This is a genomic window from Vibrio echinoideorum (assembly GCF_024347455.1).
GTDB classification, from domain to species: Bacteria; Pseudomonadota; Gammaproteobacteria; order Enterobacterales; family Vibrionaceae; genus Vibrio; species Vibrio echinoideorum.
Genome location: NZ_AP025483.1, coordinates 2,792,534 through 2,817,231, shown reverse-complemented (window position 1 = coordinate 2,817,231; position 24,698 = coordinate 2,792,534). Strand labels below are relative to the sequence as shown.

Below are 24,698 nucleotides of genomic sequence, written 5' to 3'. Positions count from 1 at the left end.
CAACATCATGCAGTCTAAATCATTTGTACTTTCGGCGATGCGCGGTGACAAAGGTGGCCAACTGACCATCCTTGCCATTCTTGCGGCCGTGATTCTTATTCCACTGGCTAACACCATGTTGCCAAGTGGACACCCGCTTCATGTTGAGACTTTTACAATCTCATTAATGGGCAAATACCTGAGTTATGCAATGTTGGCGTTGGCACTCGATCTTGTGTGGGGTTACCTCGGGATCTTGAGCTTAGGCCATGGTGCTTTCTTTGCGCTTGGTGGCTATGCCATGGGTATGTATCTGATGCGTCAGATTGGTGACCGTGGGGTATATGGTGATCCAGTCCTACCAGATTTCATGGTGTTTCTCGATTGGTCGGTGTTGCCATGGTTCTGGCAGGGCTTCGATCAGTTCTGGTTTGCTTGTCTGATGGTGGTGTTGGTGCCGGGCGCGTTGGCTTACCTGTTTGGTTATCTTGCTTTCCGCTCTCGTGTGTCCGGTGTTTATCTTTCTATCATGACTCAAGCGTTAACGTACGCATTGATGTTGGCATTCTTTCGTAACGAGATGGGCTTTGGTGGCAACAACGGACTGACGGACTTCAAAGACATCATTGGCCTGAGCTTGCAGAGTGATGCCGTCAAGATTGGCCTGTTTGTCGCGACTGGCATCTCGCTCATTCTAAGTTACATCGCGTGTCGCATGGTGGTGACAAGCCGCTTAGGTCGTGTGGCACTGGCGATTCGTGATACCGAGTCTCGCACTCGGTTTATGGGCTACGACGTTGATGGCATCAAGTTATGGGTATTTGTTTTGTCTGCGATTATCGCGGGTATTGCCGGAGCGTTATATGTTCCTCAAGTCGGCATCATTAACCCTGGTGAGTTTGCACCGCTTAACTCGATTGAGATAGTGGTTTGGGTTGCTTTGGGCGGTCGTGCCACTCTGTTTGGCGCTATCGTTGGGGCGCTGATCATCAACTACGCCAAGAGTTGGTTTACGGTTGAATTCCCTGAGGTGTGGCTTTTCGCCCTAGGTGGTCTATTCGTTCTCTCGACCATGTACTTCCCACAAGGTGTGATTGGCTTTGTTAGCGAGAAATGGCAACAACTGCGTAAGGCGTTAGGTTCACGAGGCAAGGGACAAGGAAAATCAGATAAGGATGATCAGTCAGAAAACAAGGAGGTGATCGCATGACCACATTTAATAACGTTAAGGAATCGGTTCAAGCCTTCACTCGCCGAGACGAAGTCTTTAATTACCTCAAGCCTGATGTTCATCCCGCCATCGATACCCGTCATAACGTGTTGTTGTACGTGGAAGGCGTTAACAAAAGCTTCGATGGTTTCCAAGCGATAAACGACCTCAATCTTTATATCAAAGAAGGCGAACTGCGCTGCATCATCGGTCCCAATGGCGCGGGTAAAACCACCATGATGGACATCATCACGGGTAAAACAAAGCCAGATACTGGTGATGTGTGGTTAGGCTCGAACATTAACTTATTGAAGATGAATGAAGCGGAAATTGCCAATGCTGGAGTTGGACGTAAGTTTCAAAAGCCGACTGTGATTGAATGTTTAACCGTGTGGCAAAACCTTGAATTAGCCATGGCGGACGATCGCTCGGTTTGGTCTACTTTTACTGCTGTGATGTCTGGTGAGCAGAAGGACAAGCTCACCTCGGTACTTGAACTGATTCACCTAAAAGACGAAGCCGCCAACTTGGCTGGAAATCTCTCTCACGGACAAAAGCAGTGGTTAGAGATCGGCATGTTATTGATGCAAAACCCCAAGCTGTTACTGGTGGATGAGCCCGTTGCAGGTATGACTCACCAAGAGATGGATCGTACATCGGAGTTACTTAACTCACTGGCAGGCAAACACTCTGTAGTCGTTGTTGAACACGATATGGATTTCGTTCGTTCAATCGCTAGCCATGTCACCGTACTTCATCAAGGTCACGTGTTGGCCGAAGGCACCATGGATCAAGTGCAAGCTCACCCTGAAGTTAAACAAGTTTATCTCGGAGAATAGGATGCTAGAGGTTAAATCAGTTAATCAATATTACGGTGAGAGCCATACATTGTGGGATTTAGACATGCAGATCCCAGAAGGCAAATGCACGGTATTGATGGGACGCAATGGCGTTGGTAAAACGACTCTTCTGCAATGCATCATGGGGCTAGTTAAAGTCAAAAGTGGTGACATTTCGTTATCGGGTGAATCGCTTTTGAAAACCGATGCCGAAGATCGTGCTCGCCAAGGAATCGGTTATGTGCCGCAAGGCCGTCAGATCTTTCCGATGCTTACTGTGCAAGAAAATCTAGAAGTAGGTTTGCCGATTCGCGACAAGGGTGACCGTAAGATCCCAGAGTTCATATTCGATATCTTTCCAGTGTTAAAAGAGATGCTGCATCGACGTGGTGGCGACTTATCTGGTGGTCAGCAACAACAGCTCGCGATTGGTCGTGCGTTGGTGGTTAACCCTAAGCTATTGATCTTGGATGAACCGACAGAAGGTATTCAACCTAATATAGTGCAAGAGATTGGCGACATCATTCGCATGCTCAATGAGAAGATGGGACTTACGGTTCTGTTGGTTGAACAGAAGCTGCCGTTTGCTCGCAAGGTTGGTGATCGCTTCTGCATTCTTGACCGCGGACGTCAGGTCGCGGAAGGAGAAATGAAAGGGCTCAATGAATCCTTGATCAAGGAGTACCTGACCGTATGAGTGCTTTATTTTCTTTGAGCGAAGAAAGGGACGCTTCTTTAGCCGAGGCTTTGTCTCTGAATGAAACCATTGAACAAGATATTCGAGACGGTTGGCAGGCGAGCTTAAACCTCACCTTTGTCGACCGTGGTGATAAAATCGTTTTAAAGAATCGTCAGCAGTCTGGTCCGCTTGCGGTGCAACGCCCCTTGTATCCTGATGGGGAAACGTGTCACACCTATTTACTCCATCCCCCCGGCGGAGTAGTAGGTGGTGACACTCTCAACATTGAAGCGACCATAGAAAGTGGCGCTCATACGCTGATTACGACACCCGGTGCCACTAAGTTTTATCGTTCTAATAATAAGTACGCCAAGCAGAAGCAGACACTGCGAGTGAAGAAAGATGCACGCTTAGAATGGATGCCGCAAGAGAACATTTTTTTCCCTAATGCACACGTACGTTTAGACACTGAAATTCGGCTAGAAAAGGGTGCACAGTTTTGGGGTTGGGAGATGCACTGTTTTGGGCGACCTGCACAGAATGAGGGATTTGAGCATGGTCACCTTGTTGGGAAAACGGAAATCTATCTTGATAATCAAAGGCTTCTCACCGAAGGTTTTAATTTTCATGGTGGCGATAAGCTCATGATAAATATGGGCTTACTCGATTTTTCAATGATGGGTACCTTTTATATTACGTCAAATGAGAAGCAAGATTTAGAGTTGGTACAGAGCTTGCTCTTATCTATTACACAGCAAGCTTCACAGCAATCAGTTACATCGAAAATGCCGAATGAGCCCACATTAATAATGGGTGCGACGCAAATAGAGGGATTGATTGTGGTGCGAGCCTTGGGGTATTGGAGTGAAGACATCCTCCAAGCCTTTGGTCAGGTATGGCAAGCAACTCGCTCTCATTTGTGTGGTACGACTCCTGATTTACCAAGGATTTGGGCGACTTAGCGATTAGCCCTTTTTGTACCGAGGGCGACTTCCGGCCCTCGGTACATTTTTTAAAGCTTGCTGTGTTTGAATCCCACTTACTGCTCATGCGTTTTTGAGCACTAAGAAAACAACACTAACAGCGGGCGGCTAAATGGAATTAACACCAAGAGAAAAAGATAAGCTACTTATCTTCTGCGCAGGAATGCTGGCACAGCAGCGCAAACAAAAAGGCTTAAAACTCAACTACCCAGAATCTATTGCGCTGATCAGCAGTGCCATTCTTGAAGGTGCCCGCGAGGGTAAAACCGTTTCGGAATTGATGGATTTTGGACGCACATTGCTTACCGTCGATGACGTTATGGAGGGGATCCCTTCCATGATCCCTGATGTACAAGTCGAAGCCACTTTTCCTGATGGCACCAAGCTGGTGACCGTTCATGAACCTATCGTGTAGGGAGAAGTAATATGGCTGGTTCCACAAAACAATACTCAGGATTCGTTCCCGGAAAAGTAGAAACCGCTCCCGGTGACATCATTCTCAATGAAGGCCGTGAGACGACGTCCGTTAAGGTGCAAAACATTGGCGATCGTCCTGTTCAAATTGGCTCTCATTACCACTTCTATGAAGCAAACCCTTCGCTGATCTTTGACCGAGAAGCCACTAAAGGCTTTCGACTCAATATCCCTGCGGGCACTGCAACCCGCTTTGAGCCGGGTCAGTCGCGCAGCGTCGAGTTAGTGCGTTACGCCGGTAAGTTAGAGATCTATGGCTTCCAAGGAAAGGTGATGGGCAAGCTCTAAACGCTCCCACGGAATAATGAAAACAACAAAGGATTGATCATGGCGACGATATCCAGACAGGCTTACGCCGAAATGTTCGGGCCAACAGTTGGAGACCGAGTGCGTCTTGCTGACACCGATTTATGGCTAGAAGTTGAAAAGGATTACACCGTATACGGCGACGAAGTGAAGTTCGGCGGCGGTAAAGTTATCCGTGATGGACAAGGGCAAAGCCAACGTCCAAGTGCCGAAACTCCAGATTTGGTGATCACTAATGCGATTGTGTTGGATTACTGGGGCATCGTAAAAGCCGATGTCGCAATCAAAGATGGCCGAGTTCTGGCATTAGGCAAAGCGGGCAACCCAGATGTTCAACCGGGTGTTGATATTGTGATTGGCCCGGGCACCGAAATTTTAGCGGGTGAAGGTTCAATCTTGACGGCTGGTGGTATTGATTCACACATTCATTTTATCTGCCCACAACAAATTGAAGAGGCGTTGGTATCCGGCGTTACTACCATGATCGGCGGTGGTACAGGGCCAAACACAGGGACCAACGCAACCACATGTACGCCGGGCCCTTGGAACATGCATCGCATGCTGGAATCGCTCGATCAGTTCCCAATGAATTTTGGTTTGTTAGGTAAAGGCAATGCAAGTCAGCCTGAAGCACTGCGCGAGCAAGTTGCAGCGGGCGCAGTCGGTTTGAAGTTGCACGAAGACTGGGGAACCACACCTGCGTCAATCGATACCTGCTTGAGCGTTGCTGACGAGATGGACGTACAAGTTGCGATTCATACCGATACCTTGAATGAATCTGGCTTTGTTGAATCGACACTTGGCGCAATCGGCGACCGCGTGATTCATACCTATCACACCGAAGGTGCGGGCGGTGGTCATGCTCCTGATATTATTCGTGCTGCAGGTGAGCCGAACGTTCTACCTTCTTCAACTAACCCAACACGACCTTACACCATAAACACCGTCGATGAGCATTTGGACATGTTGATGGTATGTCACCATCTTTCCCCGTCTATTGCTGAAGATGTGGCGTTCGCCGAGTCGCGTATTCGTCGTGAAACCATTGCCGCTGAAGACATTCTTCATGATTTAGGCGCGTTCTCTATGATCGCTTCGGATTCTCAAGCGATGGGGCGAGTGGGTGAAGTAATAACTCGAACTTGGCAAACCGCGCACAAGATGAAAGTACAGCGTGGCAGCCTAAAAGAAGATTCAGACTACAGCGATAACTTCCGTCTAAGACGTTATGTCGCTAAGTACACCATCAATCCAGCGATCACTCATGGCATGTCGCATGAAATCGGTTCTATCGAAGCCGGGAAATTAGCAGACTTAGTGTTGTGGAAGCCCGCTTTCTTTGGTGTGAAACCCAGTGTGATTTTGAAAGGCGGCATGATCGCCATGGCGCCGATGGGTGACCCAAACGCTTCAATCCCAACCCCTCAACCAGTTCACTACCGCTCTATGTTTGGTAGCTACGGAAAGGCATGTCAAAACACATCAATGCTGTTTGTCTCTAAGGAAGCCAAAGCGCAGAATATTGATAAACAGTTGGGTCTGCAGAGCTTGATTGGCGTAGTAAGTAACTGCCGAAACATCAGCAAAGCCGACATGAAACTCAATGATTGGATGCCGAAGATTGAGGTGGATTCTCAGACGTATCAAGTGCGCGCCGATGGGGAGCTGCTGACATGTGAGCCTGCTGAAGAACTGCCAATGGCTCAGCGGTACTTTTTGTTTTAATAGATCGGCTGAAGGCTCTTGTTTTAAGGCTTAGCTGAGGGCTCTCATTTTAACTCTGAGCTGAAGACTCCTGTTTTAGCTCTGAGCTAAGGGATCTTTGACTGAACACTCTTATTTTGGGGACCCTATTTTGAACGTTATAAATCTCACAAGGAGATTGAGGTAATAGCATGATTGAACTTACTCAAATTCAAGCCGAGTTGAACACGGCTCCAGATGGCTTTCTAAGCCTACCGATCGATAGCCGCATCAAAAGCCGTCTTAAGGTGATGCTAGATGACGGGCGCAATGCAGGGCTGTTTCTACCACGAGGTCATATCTTGCGTGGCGGTGAACAACTCTCAAGTGAATGTGGCTTGGTCGTGGAAGTGAAAGCGGCACCTGAAACCGTTTCGACTGTTTACTGTGAAGACCTGCTCCTGTTAACACGAGTGGCTTACCACCTTGGTAACCGTCATGTTCCGCTGCAAGTGGAAGCGGGTTGGGTTCGTTATCAACACGACCATGTTTTGGATGAAATGGTTGAAGGCTTAGGCGCTAAAGTGACTACCGAGAAACAACCGTTTGAACCAGAAGGCGGCGCTTATGGCGGTCGCTCAGGTGGTCATCATCACCATCATTAATCGAGTCATTGATGACTCACTAAACGATTTATATAACAACAAATATTAATAACTATAAACGCAAGGAACTCGCGATGAACTTTAAAACAGCTGCAGGCTTATGCACTTTCACAATAACTTCTCTAACAACATCAACGATGGCTTTGGCTCACCCAGGACATGGAGCAAATTCGGTTCATGAGTCCCACTCGTTTATGTCTGGCTTAACTCACCCGGTGACAGGCATGGATCATCTGATCATGCTGATCGCTTTCGGTCTATTAATTGGCGCACTTTCGTTTTCAATCAAGATAAAAGCCGCTCTGATTGGCGGTGGATTGGCGTCGTTGGTAGTAGGGCTTATCGCTGGCCAAGCCTTAGGTTTCTCTGTGATTGTTGAGCCTGCCATTATCGCTTCTCTGTTCGTCGTCAGCCTATGTTTATGGCACGTGTTCTCACCATCAACCAAGCGTGTAAACAGCGTATTAGTCGCTTCAATTGCTATGTTGTTTTTCCATGGTTACGCACACGGCGTTGAAGCTGCGAGCAACCTGACTCAGTTCGCAACCGGTATGAGCATCAGTGCTTTGGCATTAATGGTTATCGGTACGTTTGTTGGCCGCGCGGTTTACTCTAAATGGATGTCGGTTGGTGTGGCTTCAGTAAGCACACTATTGCTGTTAGGCGCGTAAGCTCTCGAGTTTTTCGATTCTAGAAGACAGAGAGCAGAGTATGAACACAACAGAAAATGTCGCTATTTATCGTCTGTTTCAGTTGATCAGTCCATCGTTGCCGATTGGTGGTTTCACTTATTCGCAAGGTCTCGAGTTAGCGGTTGAAGCGGGGTGGGTGACCAATCGCGATAGTATGGAACAGTGGCTTAATACCATCGTCAGCTCCAGTGTGGCGACCTTGGAATTACCCATCTTAGAGCGCCTTTATCACTCTCTAGAAAAGGGTGAACTTGATGAGGTTGAGCACTGGTGTAACTACTTGTACTCAAGCCGTGAAACCAGTGAATTACGAGCGGAAGAAAAGCAGCGTGGGCATGCATTGAACACCTTATTGAAGCGCTTAGATATCGATATTTCGCTGGTGGATTCTGTTGATAGTCACCCAAATCAATTGTTGGGTATGTGTATGGCTGCGCAACATTGGGATATTGATTTAGAAAGCCTCAAGCAAGGTTACTTATGGAGCTGGCTTGAAAATATCGTTACTGCAGGCGTGAAACTGGTGCCTTTAGGGCAAACCGATGGGCAGTTGGCATTGATGAATATCACTAACACCTTTCCTGAGGTGATCGAAAAGGCACGCTCGATAGAAGATTGGATGATAGGCAGCTTTTCGCCATCAATGGCATTAGCAAGTTCACTGCACGAAACACAATACACACGACTATTTCGTTCGTAGCGGTTAGCACTAGCGATGTAGCAAAAAGAATATAAGGAAGTAGACAATGGAAAGTTATAAGCAACCCCTTCGAATTGGTATTGGTGGCCCGGTAGGGTCTGGTAAAACAGCATTGTTAGAGGTGCTATGTAAGGCGATTCGCGACAAGCTAAACATTGCTGTGGTAACCAACGATATCTACACCCAAGAAGATGCCAAGATACTCACACGAGCAGAAGCACTCGAACCTGACCGCATCATTGGTGTAGAAACCGGTGGCTGTCCGCACACGGCGATCCGTGAAGATGCGTCGATGAACTTAGCTGCCGTAGAGGAGCTTGCTAAGTTACACAAGAACCTTGATGTGGTGTTCGTTGAAAGTGGTGGCGATAACCTGAGTGCCACGTTCAGTCCTGAATTAGCCGACCTTACTATCTATGTAATCGATGTGGCGGAAGGGGAGAAGATCCCACGTAAAGGTGGGCCGGGTATTACACGTTCTGATCTGTTAGTTATCAACAAGATCGATTTAGCGCCGTATGTTGGTGCGTCACTTGAGGTGATGGAGCAAGACACGCAGCGCATGCGTCCAACCAAGCCTTACGTGTTCACCAACCTAAAAGAGAGTCAAGGTTTGGACTTCATCATCAACTTTATTGTGACGGAAGGAATGCTGACTATGAAGGAGCCTTCTACGACTGAGTCGTGAATTATGAATAGGGAGTAGAGTTTAAATCCGTTCGTTTTCTTTCTAATCTATTAGACACAAAAAAGCCCTGTCGATTATTCGATAGGGCTTTCTGGTTTTAAATGATTTCTAACGCTCTAGTCGAAGCTAAAGCTCGCTCTTAGCGACTCTTGTTGTCACTTGCGATTCAATCACACCATCTTCAACTTGGGTGGTGATCACTTCGCCCACCTCAACATCGTTGATTGATGACACAGTCTTGCTCGATGCGGAATGAGTAATGCTGTAGCCACGCTTTAGAGTTGCCAGCGGGCTCACTGTTTCTAACTTCTCGGCGGCCATGGCTAGCTGGTGGCGAGTGGTTAGCAGTGTTTTATCCATCGCATCTAATAGCTTTTGCTCTGAACGTTGTAGATGCAGTTTTTGTTCACCAAGACGCTTCACTGGTGAGTTCAACTGAAGCTGGTGCTGTTTACGTTCAACACGCTGTGCATGCTGCTTTAAGTATTGAGTCATACCACGACGCAAACGCATGTCTAGGTCATCAAGCTGCTGACTCTGCTTTTGCAGTTGGTAGCTCGGGTGTTGTTTCTCTAAGCGGTATTTCAACGTTTGAGTTGATTGCGCTTGTTTGATTAACACATGACGAATCGCACTCACTAAGCGAGCGCGTTTAGACGTGAAAGCTTGTTCTTTATGGCTGTTATCACGGCTAACCAGTTCAGCTGCCGCTGATGGCGTTGGCGCGCGCATGTCTGCCACGAAATCGGCGATAGTGACATCCACTTCGTGGCCAACAGCACTGATAATCGGGATTTGACTTGCTGCAATCGTGCGAGCAACGATCTCGTTATTGAAGCACCATAGATCTTCTAACGAACCTCCACCACGACCAACGATCAATACGTCACATTCATTGCGTTCGTTGGCACGTCCAATTGCTTGAGCGATCTGAATCGCCGCTTCTTCGCCTTGAACCATAGTTGGGTAAACGACGACAGGCAGTGAAGGATCTCGTCTTTTCAGTACATCGAGAATATCGAAGAGGGCAGCGCCTGTTTTAGAGGTGATGACACCAACGCATTTAGGATGTTCTGGCAGAACTTGCTTACTGGACTGAGCAAACAGTCCTTCTGCGGCGAGGTACATCTTCAGCTTTTCGAACTCTTGCTGAAGCTTACCGTCACCTTCTGGCTGCATGCTTTCAATGATTAATTGATAGTCACCACGAGGCTCGTAAAGAGACAGTCGCGCTTTGACTAAAACTTGATTGCCGTTCTGAGGTTTAAAAGTGACGCGACGATTATTGCCTCGAAACATTGCGCATTTAACTTGAGCGCGCGAGTCTTTAAGCGTGAGGTACCAGTGACCTGAGACAGGAGCCGAGAAGTTTGAGATTTCACCAACAAGCCAGACTATCCCCATTTCATTTTCTAATAGGAGACGAACCTCTGAGTTGAGGCGAGAAACAGTAAAGATGTTTGGATTGGTCATAAAAGCGCTATCTTTCCTTGAAGGAAGGTCTTTCTTGGAATCTCACAGGGCGTGAGTATGGAAGATAGCGGCAATATAATACATAGCAAGGGGGTAAATGCAAATTAAAAATACAAAAATGTGTAGCCAAGCGATTTCGTTGGCCGTATAATCCGTCCGCAATATCTAATCCAAATGCAGTTTAATTTTCCTTAATTGGCTGCCCTCATTAGGCGAAACGATGAGATTGGATTGTTTCTTTTTACTCCTATTATTGTGAGATATTGCAAATGCTAAGAATTGCCAAAGAAGCGCTGACATTCGACGACGTACTGCTAGTGCCAGCACACTCCACCGTTCTCCCTAATACAGCTGATCTTCGCACTCAGTTGACGAAGAATATTTCCCTAAACATCCCAATGATCTCTGCATCGATGGATACTGTGACAGAAGCTCGCCTAGCGATTGCACTGGCACAAGAAGGCGGAATAGGCTTCATTCATAAGAACATGTCTATTGAACAGCAAGCTGAAATGGTTCGCCAGGTTAAAATTTACGAAGCAGGTGTGGTTTCTCACCCAGTGACGGTAAACCCTGACGCGACAATCGCTGATGTTGTAGCCCTTACTGAAAAACACGGCTTTGCCGGTTTCCCTGTTATTACTGAAACAAACGAACTTGTTGGTATTATTACTGGCCGTGACGTTCGCTTTGTTACTGACCTTTCTAAGAAAGTTGATGTAGTAATGACGCCTAAATCTCGCCTTGCTTCTGTTAAAGAAGGTGCAACTCGTGAAGAAGTTCAAGAGAAAATGCACGAAGCGCGTGTTGAAAAAGTTCTTGTTGTAAATGATGACTTCCAACTAACTGGAATGATCACTGCAAAAGATTTCCACAAAGCAGAACGTAAACCAAATGCTTGTAAAGATGAGCGCGGCAGCCTACGTGTAGGTGCAGCTGTTGGTGCTGGTGCTGGTAACGAAGAGCGCGTTGCTGCGCTTGTTGAAGCTGGCGTAGACGTTCTACTTATCGACTCTTCACACGGTCACTCAGAAGGCGTACTTAACCGTATCCGTGATACGCGCGCTGCATACCCTGATCTACAAATTATCGGTGGTAACGTAGCAACTGGCGCTGGCGCTCGTGCTCTTATCGAAGCAGGTGTTAGTGCGGTTAAAGTAGGTATCGGCCCGGGTTCAATCTGTACTACTCGTATCGTTACTGGTGTTGGTGTTCCTCAAGTAACAGCAATCGCAGACGCAGCTGAAGTGGCTAACGAATACGGTATTCCAGTAATCGCAGATGGCGGCATTCGCTTCTCTGGCGATATCTGTAAAGCTATCGTTGCTGGCGCATCTTGTGTGATGGTTGGTTCAATGTTCGCTGGTACTGAAGAAGCACCGGGTGAAGTTATCCTTTACAACGGCCGTTCTTACAAGTCTTACCGTGGTATGGGTTCTCTTGGCGCTATGTCTCAAGGTTCTTCTGACCGTTACTTCCAATCTGACAACGCTGCAGACAAGCTTGTTCCAGAAGGTATTGAAGGTCGTATCGCATACAAAGGTCGTCTAAAAGAGATCGTTCACCAACAGATGGGCGGTCTACGCTCAAGCATGGGCCTAACGGGTTCTGCAACTGTTGAAGATATGCGTACTAAAGCTGAGTTTGTTCGTATCTCTGGTGCGGGCATGAAAGAATCTCACGTACACGATGTTCAAATCACTAAAGAAGCACCTAACTACCGTTTAGGTTAATAATACGTCCAAACGTTTGAATAATGTGCTGATTTAGTCGGCACATTCTTATACCAATCGTAGTAAATAACTGGTCATCCTAGCTTGTTAAAAACCTCGATAACTTCGTTAGAATTTTTGATTGTAGAATAACTACTTATCAGAAAATTCTGCCTTGTTCTCAAGCTTTTTTCCTGCGCTATTCCTGAACACTTACTTACTGTGATTGGTATTATATCTACCGCCTGTTTTGTTTAGATAGTAATTCTCACAAAACATCGCCTTACAGATAACCTACGAAAACGTTTGCTTTATTTCTTGAAGAGTTAATCAGAGGTGAGTAAACTCGCCTCCGTTTTATCACATAGCCAATAAGACTGCTTACAATGACTAAAAATATTCATGACCAACGTATTCTAATTCTGGACTTCGGTTCTCAATACACACAGCTAGTAGCTCGTCGTATTCGTGAGATCGGTGTTTACTGTGAACTTTGGAGCTGGGACGTAGAAGAAGCGGATATTCGTGAATTCAATCCAGACGGTATCATCCTATCTGGTGGCCCTGAAAGTGTTACGGAAGAGAATTCTCCACGTGCACCTCAGTACGTATTTGATTCAGGTGTTCCTGTCTTCGGTATCTGCTACGGCATGCAAACGATGGCTGAGCAACTTGGCGGTAAAGTAGCAACGTCTACTGAGCGCGAGTTCGGCTATGCTGCTGTACAAGTGACTGGCGAATCTGCACTTTTCGCTGACCTTGAGACAACTCAAGATGTTTGGATGAGCCACGGCGACAAAGTGGTTGAAATCCCCGCTGATTTCACAAAAATCGCAGAGACAGACACTTGCCCATACGCAGCAATGGCAAACGAAGATAAGAAATACTACGGTGTTCAATTCCACCCAGAAGTAACACACACAAAGAACGGCCTGAAAATGCTTGAGAACTTCGTTCTGAACGCATGTGGCTGTGAAGGTCTGTGGACTTCAGCTTCAATCATTGAAGATGCTGTTGCACGTATTAAAGAACAAGTAGGTGACGATGAAGTTATCCTTGGCCTTTCTGGTGGTGTTGACTCATCAGTAGTTGCAATGCTTGCTCACCGCGCTATCGGCGACAAACTAACATGTGTATTTGTTGATAACGGTCTTCTTCGTTTAAATGAAGGCGAGCAGGTTATGGATATGTTTGGTGACCAATTCGGGCTTAAGATCATTAAGGTCGATGCTGAAGAACGTTTCCTTAACGCTCTGGAAGGCGAAGCTGAACCAGAAGCTAAGCGTAAGATCATTGGTCACGTATTCGTAGATATCTTCGATGAAGAATCTAAGAAACTGAAAAATGCAAAATGGCTTGCTCAGGGTACTATCTACCCAGACGTAATCGAGTCTGCTGCATCTAAGACTGGCAAAGCACACGTAATCAAATCTCACCACAACGTTGGTGGCCTTCCTGATGATATGGAAATGGGCCTTGTTGAGCCTCTACGTGAGCTGTTTAAAGATGAAGTACGTAAGATCGGCCTAGAGCTTGGTCTTCCATACAACATGCTTTACCGTCACCCATTCCCGGGTCCTGGTCTAGGTGTTCGTGTACTTGGCGAAGTTAAGAAAGAGTACTGTGATTTACTTCGTCGTGCTGATGCTATCTTCATTGAAGAGCTTCATGCTGCTGACCTTTACCACAAAGTATCTCAAGCATTCACGGTATTCCTGCCAGTACGTTCAGTTGGCGTAATGGGCGATGGCCGTAAGTACGATTGGGTTGTATCTCTACGTGCTGTAGAAACTATCGACTTCATGACTGCTCACTGGGCACACCTACCATACGACTTCCTAGGTAAGGTTTCTAACCGTATTATCAACGAAGTTAACGGCATTTCGCGTGTTGTTTACGATATTTCTGGTAAGCCACCAGCAACTATCGAGTGGGAATAATCTCTTAGAGATTTAACCAGCGTTGATTTAGCTATTATTCGACTTAGCTATTATTTGACTTAATTATTAAAAGCCTCGAACTCAGTTCGGGGCTTTTTTCTTTCTGATTCAGGGTATTAAAGAGCCATATCTAACCTCTAGAAACCAAATGAGTTGGAAATTAGATATCAGCTCAAGAAAGTATGAGACGCATTGTTACGTTTAACTATACATAAAACTATCACTCGCACTTTTTATAAATTCACACCGCTACAGCTAGGCCATTTTACATGTGAAGCATACTCTTTGATGGACTTATTAAGGACAGATAAGAGAATCCATCATGCTAAAAATCAAATATTTGGCGACAGTGCTCGGCTGCACATTGGCAGCGCAAAGTCATGCGTCTTTGAACATCCAACCTGATCCGCAAAACCCGAATGGCTACCTTGTTGAAAAGTCGGCATTACAAGCTGCTGAACAAGCGAAAACATCCGATCCTATGTATGCTATCTGGTCACAAGCATTACAGACTCGTCCCAATAGTATTGTAGAAGCGATAGAACCGGGTTTAGCCTCGAATCCTGAAAACGTGAAACGAGTCGAGCGTGTATTCCCTCAATCTGAATGGGACTTCCTCACTCAAATGGCTACGCCAGAATACACATACACCCGTTTCTTACGTGCGATTGGTAAATTCCCAGCCTTTTGTGGAGAGTACACCGATGGCCGCGACTCAGACGCTATCTGTAAGAAATCCATTGTCACGGCATTTGCTCACTTCTCACAAGAGACGGGCGGGCACATAGCGATAGATAACACCTCTGATAACCCATTAGCTCTAAAAGAATGGCAGCAAGCACTGGTACATGTTCGTGAAATGGGTTGGTCTGAAGGTCAAGAAGGTTACACCACGGGTTGTGGTCAGAACGATTGGCAGAATGCCCGTTGGCCATGTGCTGCGGGGCAGGGTTACTTCGGACGTGGTGCTAAACAGCTTTCTTACCATTTTAACTACGGTGCGTTCTCAGAAGTGATGTTCGATGGTGATGCAACGGTGCTATTGAATAATCCAGGCTTGGTTGCTGATTCATGGTTGAACTTGGCTTCTGCTATCTGGTTCTTCCTTACGCCTCAAGCACCTAAACCAGCAATGCTGCACGTGATCGACCGTACTTGGACACCCTCTCAGCGCGAATTGGATGCGGGAATTGGCTATGGATTTGGTACCACGATCAACGTGATTAATGGCGGTATCGAGTGTGGTGAGCAAAATAAAGACAAAGGCCAACCTGTTAACCGTATTCGTTATTGGGAAGGGTTAGCGGCGCACTATGAAATTCCTGTAGAAGCGGATGAAGCCAATACTTGTTGGCAGCAAACGCCTTACGGAAGCTTGAATCTCAACGGCGCGACCGATGTGTTGTACACCAACTGGGATGGGAACTGGAAATACTACGCAGACCGCCCAGAAGGCTACTCATTTGAATGTGAGTTGGTTGGATTCCAAACGGCATATTCAGCGCTGGTGGCTGGCGATTACGAGAAGTGTGTGACCAACTTTTATGGTTCTCATGCGAGCTGGCCTGAAGTGAAAGTGGTCGACAAGCTTGATCCGGTAGACCCTGGTACTGATCCCGGTGGTAACGGTTGGAGTGCGACGAAGGTTTATAACGCGGGTGACCAAGTGACTCACAACGGTGCAACCTACGAAGCGAAATGGTGGACACAAGGGGATGACCCTGCCAATGGCGGCCCTTGGAAATTAGTAGCGGGTGAGCCAACACCACCAGTAGTGACAGATCCGCCGCCAGTTGACCCTGTGCCTGTCGATCCTGCTCCGGTAGACCCAACACCTGTTGACCCACCAATCACAGAACCGCCTGTCATCGTTGACCCATCGGTGTTTATCACATGGCAAGCGGGCGTTAGCCAAGTGAGTAACGGTGATAAAGTGACGCATAACGGCAAGTGTTTCGTGGCTAAAAACGGCCCAGGTGTATGGGAAAGCCCTGTTCAGTCGAATTGGTTCTGGGATGAAATTAGCTGTAATTGATCGTCTGAATACTGAAAAGCGATCTAACCGACGAGTTCAGTAGTACGATCATAATGATATAAATAATCAAAAGCCGAAAGTTTCTACTTTCGGCTTTTTTTCGTTTCGAACTTGGCTATCTAAGGAGGGCTATTGGTCTATTTGGCTATGTTGAAGCGTATTTAAAGACTAATTATCCAGTTAGAGGATAAAGTTCTGTACAAATGAGTGGTGTGAATTTATATTCAATTTTAATTTATATTTATTCTTTTAATTTTAGGGTTAAGGTGTACCTATGGAACAGACAGATATCACGTCACTCATCCCCATTGTGATTACTTTGGTGTTGTCGTTGGCGACAAGGAATGTGGTGATTGGCCTTTTTGCTGGCGTATTGAGTGGTGTAGCAATGCTCACTGGTATGTTTAGCGAACTTAATCCTCTTGATACGTTTGGTACCATGGTGAAAGGTTACTTAGTCCCTCAACTTACCGACAGCTATAACGCAGGTGTGATCATGCTGTTGGTGTTCATCGGTGGCTTTGTTGCTCTGATGGAGAAGTCGGGTGGTGGTGTTGCGTTTGCAAAACGTGTTACTCAATGGGTAAGCAACAAATGCCAAGCTCAAATCTCAGCATGGTTGGGTGGAATCGTTATATTTTTCTCAGACTTAGGTACTCCGTTAATTGTTGGCCCTGTTTTTCGTCCCCTTTTCGATAAACTGAAACTCTCAAGACAGAAGCTAGCATTCATCATCGACTCAACCTCGTCGCCCGTTGCTATTCTTATCCCTTTCATTGGATGGGGCGTTTACATCATGAGTCTGATTCAAAAAGAATTCACGGCGTTGAATGTCAACATGTCTGATTGGGATGCCTTCATCGGTGCGATTCCTTTTCAGTTCTACGCATTCCTAGCGATTTTCATCGTCCCGTTAGTGTCCGTTAAAGGTTTAGACTTTGGGCCAATGGCAAAAGCCGAGCGTGATTGCCAAGCGGGAATCGATACTGGCGTGAATAGCGACTCACTGAATCCGTTCTCGCATAAAAATGCAAAGGCCTCTTTTGTTTGGGCTCCATTGTTAGTGATGCTGGTGGTGTTGTGTGCCATGTTAGTTCCACAAGGCTTCCCGTTTCAAAAGGTTGCAGGTTCATCATTCAGAGCGGCTTTATCATCGGCTTATTTCTTTGCGGCGATTACCTTGATCTCGCTAATGGCTTACTACGGTGTAAGAAAGCTGTCTGATGGTGTTTCAGTGTATTTAAAAGGTATGGGAAACATGATGCCCGTAGCGATCATCTTAGTATTGGCGTGGGCGTTAAGCACAGTCGGTAAAGAGCTAGGTGCAGCGGCCTATATCGCCGAGCAAGCACAGAGCGGCTTTCCATACTGGTTAGTACCAGCGGTCGCTTTTTTGTTGTCGGCGATTATTTCATTCGCAACGGGATCGTCGTGGGGAACCTTCGCGATTATGATGCCATTGGTCATTCCAACTGCGATTGCGATCGATGCGCCTTTATTAGTCGCGATCGGTGCTGTGTTATCGGGAGGGTTATTTGGTGATCACTGCTCGCCGATCTCTGAAACAACCATTCTTTCCTCAACAGGTGCAGGGTGTGATCAATTTGAACACTTTAAGACTCAGCTTCCTTATGCGTTAATGAATGGCTCTATCGCGTTGGTGAGCTTTGTTGTGGCTGGCTTTACGGGAAGTGCATGGGTTGTGCTAGGGGCTCTTGTTGCTCAGCTTGTCCTTGTGACTTTGTTAGCCAAGCGCGATGCGAGTAAAAACGCTTCTTCAGAAGTTCAACCTCAAGTGTCTGAATCTAAAACACAACAAGCGTAATTTAAGATTACAGAAGAGGGCGAGAATTAATGAATAGATACGGGATGCGAGTAAACGAGTAAAGAAAAGCTCGCCCTATTATTACTCGTGTTTGCTATTTAGTTTCTCGCTTACTCAATCTGAATGCGCTCTTCTCATCTCGTTTACTCGTATCTACGTAAACCACCGTCATTCCCTACAGAGAGGAACGAACGCGATAGGGAATCTCTAGCGTTTATCGTCGGTACTTATGTCTAAGGGCGAGATTCCAGATATCTCGTCCCTCGATTCTGGAATGACGATTCAATGAGTTGATATGGATGAGAGTAAGCGAGTAACGAAAAGCTCGCTCTCTATTGTTTTTCATTTTATACCTCTCATCTCACTTACTTCAATCTAAACACGCTCTTCGCATCTCGTTAGCCGCATCTTTCTCACAGTGAGCAACGAGCGTGATAGGGAATCTGTTTATTGATAGTCTCGGTGAATTAAACAGGCTGGTTATGAAACTAATTTTCCATAAGATCATTTGTACAATCTTAGTTTGCGATAACTGGATTACCTAGTTGTACGGTTTATATATTAAAATTTTCTGATAATTTTTATCGTTTTTTTTTAATTAACCACTTTAATAAGGTAAATTCGCAATGTCCACCAAACTAGCTAACCCAGCGCCACTAGGCTTAATGGGTTTCGGTATGACCACTATTCTTCTTAATATCCACAACGCAGGTTTCTTCCCAATCGATTCTATGATTCTTGCAATGGGTATTTTTTACGGTGGTTTGAGCCAAGTTATCGTGGGCACTATGTGTTTCAAACGTGGTGACACGTTCGGTACGACAGCATTTACTTCATACGGCCTATTTTGGTTATCTCTAGTTGGTTTGATCGTGATGCCTTACATGGGCCTTCCGGCAAGCCCTGCAGCATTTATGGGTTGGTACCTACTATTGTGGGGCATCTTCACAGGCTTCATGTTCATCGGTTCTCTATGTTACCCAGTTGCGAAGCAAGTAGTATTCGGTTCACTAACGATCCTGTTCTTCCTACTCGCCGCTCGTGATTTCACTGGCAGTGAACTTATCGGTACTATCGCTGGTTTTGAAGGTATCTTCTGTGGCGCATCGGCTATGTACTTTGCAATGGCACAAGTAATCAACAACGAATACGGTCGCACAGTACTACCAATCGGTGAGAAGAAAGCGCCTCAAATGGCGACTCAAGAGATCGCAGCATAACGCTCTAGCTTGGGAACAGTTAGTTCGTTACATGTTATAAATAAAAAGAAAGGGGTTAGCCGAAATGGCTAACCCCTTTTTTATGCGTTATATATCGCGTTAGTTAAAGCAATTTACTTGTTAAAATAATCTTGCTTGCTAAAGCAATCTTAAGATGATGGTTGCTCTACAGGTTTACCGTCCGCAGCTTCTGCTTCTGGAGATTTACCTGTCTTACGTTTGTACTTCTCTTCCCAGTAAGTAGCACCTTTAATGCCAAGTTTTATAGGGTTAAATGTGTACTCAGTTACGCCTTGTTTCTGTTGTTCTTCGTAGTCGGCTAGAGCTTTAAGCGCAGGCTTAGACATGAAGAAGATAATCAGAATACCAACAATGTTTAACCATGCCATCAAGCCAACACCAACATCACCCATTGCCCATGCAAGGTTTGCGGTTTTGACTGTGCCATAGAAAACAGCAGTAATAAGAACAAGCTTAAGTACGAACATCATGCCAGGGATCTTGATGGTACGACGTAGGTAAGCAATATTCGTTTCTGCGATGTAGTAGTAAGCAAGAATCGTTGTAAATGCGAAGAAGAACAGAGCAAATGCGATGAATGGCTTACCAATGCCTGGTAGTGCACTTTCAATAGCAAGCTGTGTAAATACAGGACCATTCGCACCAATGTTTGCTGCTAGGTTCTGAACAAGGAACACACCTTCTGCGCCGCCGTGAACGTTGTAAGCACCAGTGATGATGATCATGAACGCTGTAGCAGAACATACTAGAAGAGTATCGATGTAGATAGAGAACGCTTGTACCAAACCTTGCTGAGCTGGGTGATCGACATTTGCCGCTGCTGCCGCGTGAGGACCAGTACCTTGACCCGCTTCGTTTGAGTAAACACCACGCTTAACACCCCAACCAATTGCAGCACCAAAGCCCGCCATAGGTGTGAATGCATCGCCAAGAATCATTCCGAAAACAGCTGGCACTTGGCCGATGTTTAGCAAGATGATAACGAACGCGATAATGATGTAAGCCAATGCCATGAATGGAACAACAATTTGTGTGAAGTTCGCAATACGTTTAACACCACCAAAGATGATGAAAGCAAGGATGATAGCAACAACAGTACCAGTGAAAATTTTAGCGAAACTGAATGTACCGATAGCTGTTTCAATCATGTCGCCTGAACCAAATGCAGCTTCTACAGCATTACCAATACTGTTTGACTGAACACCTGGAAGCAAAATACCACATGCAAAAATAGTTGAGATAGCGAAGATCCATGCGTACCACTTCTGGCCCATCGCTTTTTCAATGTAGTAAGCAGGACCACCACGGAACTGGCCTTCGTCTTCTTCTTTGTAGATTTGCGCTAGCGTAGATTCTGCGTAAGCAGTCGCGGCGCCAAAGAAGGCTACAACCCACATCCAGAATACTGCACCTGGGCCACCGAAACCGATAGCGGCAGCAACACCGGCAATGTTACCTGTACCTACTCGCCCAGACAGCGAAACGGCTAGAGCCTGGAAAGACGAGATGCCTTTTTCTGAGCTTTTACCCGATAGTAACAAGCGCCACATTTCAAAGAAGTGACGGATTTGAACAAATCGAGTCATGATGGAGTAGAACAGACCTGCACCTAAACATAGGTAGATAAGTACTGGGCTCCAGATTATTCCATTCAAAAAATCAACGAATGACTGCATGAGTATTTTCCCTGTTAGTTTTACTTATGATTGTTTTTCGAACAACACAATACTTCACTTGTAACCCAAGTGTTAAATTATTTAACTGCGCATTAGGATTACTGTGACATAAAGCAAGTTACAGAGGGGGTTTGTTAACGCTTAGTTCTAATTCGGTAATTGTCTCATTTGGATTTATATGCAACTAGTACTATTTGGTTGTACTTCATCAAGTGAATAAATAGTGATTAAGACAAAGGTTCGAAACTTGCAATGTGCGACAGAAGGGAGAATAGAATAAAAATGAGCGGAAACGCCGTTCAGCACTAACGACTGATAAGCCATGAGAGCGCTGAGTAAGCAAGGATATATCACCAATATAGTGAAAGCAGGCAGGTTTAAGGTGTTATATTGTGTGAAATGTCAGTAGTGGTTTTAAAGATTTTTGCAAGGATTTCCGTAATCATAAGCTACGAATTAATCATCTGTTTTAAACGACCGTAAATCCTTTTTCAACCAATTCTTGAGCAAAGTAAGACTGAGTATTGGGCTCGCCGTGGATTAAATGCACCTCTTTTGGCGGAACGGCTATTCCTTCTATAAATCGATTGAGGTCCTCTTTATCTGCATGAGCAGAATAGCCAGACATGCCATGAATTTGAGCATTGACCTCAACGTCTTTGTTATCAATAGAAACCTGCATTTCGCCTTGTTGCAGCTCTCGTCCGAGCGTTCCGTGTGCTTGATAGCCCGCTAAAATCACATCGGTGCGTTTATCTGGAAGCAAGGCGGATAAGTAGTTCATTATCCTGCCACCCTGACACATACCAGATGCTGCGACCACAATTGCGGGTTCACCTGTCGACTTAAGGCGATTAACGATTTTCTTGTGCATTCTATGTCCATCAACGGTAATGCATTGCTCAAAAGCGAGTGGGTGGCGTTTCAGCTCTAGGCGCTGCTTGGCTTCTTGCCCCCATAAGTCTTTAAAGCGTCGGTAGGATCGCGTCACCTTTTCTGCCATAGGTGAATCGAGGATGATAGGAATATCGCTGCTGAGTTGATGCTCAAAGATCAGGTGTTCGATATCAAACAACAGCTCCTGCGTTCTACCGATACTAAAAGCCGGAATTAAAATAACGCCACCATCAAGCAGCGAACGATCAATGATCTCTTTGAGGCGCTCAGATCGAGTAGCAATATCGTCGTGCGTGCTAGTGCCGTAAGTCGATTCGATAAATAGGTAATCGGCTTGTTGTGGTGGCTTTGGATCGGGCAGCAGTGGCGTGTTACTTGGGCCCAAGTCGCCAGAAAAGATCACCATCTCTTGGTTGGGTAACTTAATCTCTATATAGGCCGAACCTAAGATATGCCCAGCAGGTTGAAAGCGAGCATACAGAGTATTTGGCCTATGATGAACCTTTTCGTTGTTTTGCTGTTTAGAGGCAATTGGAAACCACTCTCCATAAGGCTTGGGAGCAATCAACGAATGAATTTTTTTAAGGATGAGTTTGGATTGTTTATGGCTGAGCCCTTGCAGTTTTAAGCCGTCTTCAATCATTAAAGGAGCGAGTTCAGCCGTCGCCTGAGTGCAATAAATCGGTTGGTTAAAGCCACTGGCGAGTAACCAAGGTAATCGACCAATATGATCAATGTGAGTATGGGTCAGCAGCAGAGCGTTAAGGTGGGAAGTTTCAAATTCAATATTAAGAGGACGTGCGTCCGAACCTTGAAAAAGGCCACAATCGATGAGCACCGCTTGGCCTGAATCTCTTAGCTCGTGACAAGATCCGGTGACAGTATGTTTACCGCCATGGTGAATCACTTCCATCGTTTACTCCCATTGCTCTATAAAGCCATTAACGCCGGTTTTTATTTTGCGGATAAGCGCCGGCATGTAAAACAAGAACAATGAGAGTTGCGATCGTTGAGTGTCTTTTTAAGTAACTGAGCGATGACTCAGTGGGTTCGCTGCGAGTTAGTTCGTAGAAGAACCGTCTGAATCCAGCTCTGGATTTTGTTGAGCCTCTATACGAGCCACTTCGTTATCAAGCTCTGCTATTTTTTCTGCCATGATTGCGTGACAGCGATTGGCCAGCTCTCTCGCATCGCTGATCTTGTATCCAGACACATCGATAGGTTCAAGCATCTCAGTGATCACAATGCCATTATTAACTCGGTTGAGGTCAATCTTATTGTGCGTGGTGCTGGTACACATTGGGGTAATAGGTACGCCGGCTTCAATCGCCATCCGGAAAGCCCCTGTTTTGAATGGCAATAGTCCACGCCCTTTACTGCGTGTTCCTTCAGGGTAAACCCAAACAGACAGAGCTCGCTGATGAATGGCTTCCGCCACTTGCTTGATGGTATCGCGCGCTTTGGACTTGTCTTCGCGGTTAATCATGATGTTACCGGTGATCCAATACAGCAGACCAAAGAAAGGCACATACAACAAATCGCGCTTGCCCAATGAAACAGTGCGAGGTCTTAGCATTCCTGGGTCGGTCACAAAGTCTAATATGCTTTGGTGGTTAGAGATGTAGACGCTTTTTTCTGACGTTGGCGCATTGTCTAGGCCGCGCTGCACCAGTTTTACACCGACGATCTTTTGTAGCTGGTTGAACCAACGGCAGAAAACGTACACATGCTTGGGGTTCTTGGGGCTAAACAAGCAGTAAACAAAAGCACATAGAGTGGTGAAAATAATAAACACCGTAGCCAAAATTATACGAAGAACAGCAAGCACAATTCACTCCTTACTCACCGCAAGATTGCAGTGATTAAATAGTTTTAGATGCTTGAAGTTTTCACTCTATTTAACCGAATTGCAACAATTAACTGTTATAGGGGGCTGTTTTTAGATCTTTATATAAAACAAGGACTAACAATGGGTGTTTGAGACGATCATCGAGCTTACACGTGTTCACCAGTAGCGAGGCATGTTCACCAATACTGTTTATTTGGGTCCGATTTTTCTACCCATTCAGGATCTTGACGCGATTCTAAATAGAGTTGTAGGCCGTTATAAGACATGAAAGCTGCAGGGCCACCAAGATGTTCGAAATAATCAAAATAATCATCTTCGAGTGAACAAAGGTGAGCTAAATCTTTAACGTTATTCATCATTGCCCATTGAATGGCAAATACAGGCGCTATTGAACCTGAAATGCTGACCTCTTCGACATTTGGGTTGAACAGTGAGTTGGCTTGCTCCAGCTGTATCTCTTCTTGTTCAGACTCTTGCTGTAACACCTCTTCGATGATCTCTGAGCGTTTGGTATTAGAGACATTCTTGTTCAGCTTGGCGATTCGAAGCGCGTAGCTAAAACGGTCTGTTGAAACGATGTCGACAAGTTGCGATAGCAGCTCTTTGTCTACGCCCGCAGCCTTGGTGAAATAATCGATACACGAATTGATTGAAGCATAACGAGTACCGTCAAATTCAAAGCCACTGGTTTCGTCGTAGGCCTCGATTACAATGTCATCAACCGACAAAGGCCAACCTTTGTAGTCGATTCGCTGTTTGGCGATTTGATACATATTCCAAGCACTGCGCCCAAACCCGCCAAGCGTCGAGCCAGAGAAATCTGAATCAATAAGCTCTTGTTCCGTCCAATTTTCACCAATCCCTAAGTGCTTTGCGTACTTATCGATGAGTGCGTGTTTTATCTGATCGCGCACAGCCCAAATCGAAGTCAGATCTTTTGCATACCTAACACTCGCGCACTCTTTACAAGCTGGCAGTGCAATCGGTGAATAGTCTATCTTGGCAATAGCTTGTGCAGTCTTAGGGAATTCAACAACATCATTGGAAGGTTCACCACAAAACCAACAGGTGTGGCGCAGGTTGAATGGGATGTCTATGTGTGAGTATGTGGTCATTAGTCTTTTATCGGCTGGGTGCTTGGGTTTGTTTGGT

The 24,698-nt window shown here is 45.8% G+C and carries 21 protein-coding genes; 16 read left to right on the top strand and 5 right to left on the bottom strand.

Translation table 11 applies throughout. The annotated features are described in order from the left end of the window. The first annotated feature begins 7 nt into the window (after window positions 1–7). From urtC to ureG, 11 genes are all read left to right on the top strand, one after another. A complete protein-coding gene (gene urtC, locus OCV36_RS12755; RefSeq protein WP_135455539.1) occupies window positions 8–1,189 on the top strand; it encodes an urea ABC transporter permease subunit UrtC in 1,182 nt (393 codons plus the stop codon). After that, window positions 1,186–2,028 (top strand): urea ABC transporter ATP-binding protein UrtD, encoded by an 843-nt coding sequence (urtD, locus tag OCV36_RS12750; RefSeq protein ID WP_135455537.1) that lies wholly within the window; start codon window positions 1,186–1,188, stop codon window positions 2,026–2,028. The genes urtC and urtD overlap by 4 nt, the downstream gene beginning before the upstream one ends. A gap of 1 nt (window position 2,029) precedes the next feature. Continuing rightward, window positions 2,030–2,725: an urea ABC transporter ATP-binding subunit UrtE gene (gene urtE / locus OCV36_RS12745; protein WP_010440573.1), complete on the top strand. Its 696-nt coding sequence runs from the start codon at window positions 2,030–2,032 to the stop codon at window positions 2,723–2,725. Then, entirely contained in the window at window positions 2,722–3,669 is a 948-nt protein-coding gene (locus tag OCV36_RS12740) for an urease accessory protein UreD (RefSeq protein WP_135455535.1), read from the top strand. Before urtE ends, OCV36_RS12740 begins: the two co-directional genes overlap by 4 nt. 133 nt (window positions 3,670–3,802) lie before the next feature. Further along, window positions 3,803–4,105 carry an urease subunit gamma gene (ureA, locus tag OCV36_RS12735; RefSeq protein WP_004735119.1) on the top strand — a complete coding sequence of 101 codons (303 nt, stop codon included), beginning with the start codon at window positions 3,803–3,805 and terminating at the stop codon, window positions 4,103–4,105. Between the two features lie 11 nt (window positions 4,106–4,116). Then, window positions 4,117–4,452, top strand: a complete 336-nt coding sequence (locus OCV36_RS12730) for an urease subunit beta (RefSeq protein ID WP_135455534.1) — start codon at window positions 4,117–4,119, stop codon at window positions 4,450–4,452. A gap of 39 nt (window positions 4,453–4,491) precedes the next feature. Then, the gene (gene ureC / locus OCV36_RS12725) at window positions 4,492–6,195 is read left to right on the top strand and encodes an urease subunit alpha (RefSeq protein WP_135455532.1); all 1,704 of its coding nucleotides are present in this window, start codon (window positions 4,492–4,494) and stop codon (window positions 6,193–6,195) included. 170 nt (window positions 6,196–6,365) lie between these two features. Continuing rightward, window positions 6,366–6,818, top strand: a complete 453-nt coding sequence (gene ureE, locus OCV36_RS12720; RefSeq protein ID WP_114633024.1) for an urease accessory protein UreE — start codon at window positions 6,366–6,368, stop codon at window positions 6,816–6,818. Window positions 6,819–6,892: 74 nt separating this feature from the next. Beyond that, complete coding sequence (locus tag OCV36_RS12715) at window positions 6,893–7,489, top strand: HupE/UreJ family protein (RefSeq protein ID WP_135455530.1); 597 nt, start codon at window positions 6,893–6,895, stop codon at window positions 7,487–7,489. A 40-nt stretch (window positions 7,490–7,529) separates the two neighbouring features. Beyond that, a complete protein-coding gene (locus tag OCV36_RS12710; RefSeq protein ID WP_135455528.1) occupies window positions 7,530–8,210 on the top strand; it encodes an urease accessory protein UreF in 681 nt (226 codons plus the stop codon). Between the two features lie 46 nt (window positions 8,211–8,256). Continuing rightward, complete coding sequence (gene ureG / locus OCV36_RS12705) at window positions 8,257–8,898, top strand: urease accessory protein UreG (RefSeq protein WP_004735125.1); 642 nt, start codon at window positions 8,257–8,259, stop codon at window positions 8,896–8,898. Window positions 8,899–9,024: 126 nt separating this feature from the next. On the opposite strand, the gene xseA is transcribed toward ureG, so the two are convergent. Then, window positions 9,025–10,371, bottom strand: coding sequence for an exodeoxyribonuclease VII large subunit (xseA, locus tag OCV36_RS12700; protein WP_135455526.1), 1,347 nt, complete (start codon window positions 10,369–10,371; stop codon window positions 9,025–9,027). A gap of 269 nt (window positions 10,372–10,640) precedes the next feature. Here xseA and guaB point away from each other — a divergent pair, with 269 nt between their 5' ends. The 5 genes from guaB to OCV36_RS12675 all read left to right on the top strand — a co-directional run bounded on the left by guaB (window position 10,641) and on the right by OCV36_RS12675 (window position 19,103). After that, window positions 10,641–12,104, top strand: coding sequence for an IMP dehydrogenase (gene guaB / locus OCV36_RS12695; protein WP_017074138.1), 1,464 nt, complete (start codon window positions 10,641–10,643; stop codon window positions 12,102–12,104). 365 nt (window positions 12,105–12,469) lie between these two features. Beyond that, window positions 12,470–14,023 (top strand): glutamine-hydrolyzing GMP synthase, encoded by a 1,554-nt coding sequence (guaA, locus tag OCV36_RS12690; protein ID WP_017074139.1) that lies wholly within the window; start codon window positions 12,470–12,472, stop codon window positions 14,021–14,023. Window positions 14,024–14,345: 322 nt separating this feature from the next. Further along, entirely contained in the window at window positions 14,346–16,058 is a 1,713-nt protein-coding gene (locus OCV36_RS12685) for a chitinase (protein ID WP_135455524.1), read from the top strand. 274 nt (window positions 16,059–16,332) lie between these two features. Next, a complete protein-coding gene (locus tag OCV36_RS12680; RefSeq protein WP_135455522.1) occupies window positions 16,333–17,883 on the top strand; it encodes a Na+/H+ antiporter NhaC family protein in 1,551 nt (516 codons plus the stop codon). A 626-nt stretch (window positions 17,884–18,509) separates the two neighbouring features. Further along, window positions 18,510–19,103: an acetate uptake transporter gene (locus OCV36_RS12675; protein WP_135455520.1), complete on the top strand. Its 594-nt coding sequence runs from the start codon at window positions 18,510–18,512 to the stop codon at window positions 19,101–19,103. A 149-nt stretch (window positions 19,104–19,252) separates the two neighbouring features. Here the strand turns inward: OCV36_RS12675 and OCV36_RS12670 are convergent, their stop codons facing one another. The 4 genes from OCV36_RS12670 to OCV36_RS12655 all read right to left on the bottom strand — a co-directional run bounded on the left by OCV36_RS12670 (window position 19,253) and on the right by OCV36_RS12655 (window position 24,661). Continuing rightward, window positions 19,253–20,800 (bottom strand): alanine/glycine:cation symporter family protein, encoded by a 1,548-nt coding sequence (locus OCV36_RS12670; protein WP_135455518.1) that lies wholly within the window; start codon window positions 20,798–20,800, stop codon window positions 19,253–19,255. 469 nt (window positions 20,801–21,269) lie between these two features. Beyond that, the gene (locus tag OCV36_RS12665; protein WP_135455516.1) at window positions 21,270–22,610 is read right to left on the bottom strand and encodes an MBL fold metallo-hydrolase; all 1,341 of its coding nucleotides are present in this window, start codon (window positions 22,608–22,610) and stop codon (window positions 21,270–21,272) included. Between the two features lie 147 nt (window positions 22,611–22,757). Continuing rightward, the gene (locus OCV36_RS12660) at window positions 22,758–23,525 is read right to left on the bottom strand and encodes a 1-acylglycerol-3-phosphate O-acyltransferase (RefSeq protein WP_135455514.1); all 768 of its coding nucleotides are present in this window, start codon (window positions 23,523–23,525) and stop codon (window positions 22,758–22,760) included. A gap of 197 nt (window positions 23,526–23,722) precedes the next feature. Beyond that, a complete protein-coding gene (locus OCV36_RS12655) occupies window positions 23,723–24,661 on the bottom strand; it encodes a hypothetical protein (RefSeq protein ID WP_135455512.1) in 939 nt (312 codons plus the stop codon). Window positions 24,662–24,698 lie beyond the last annotated feature (37 nt).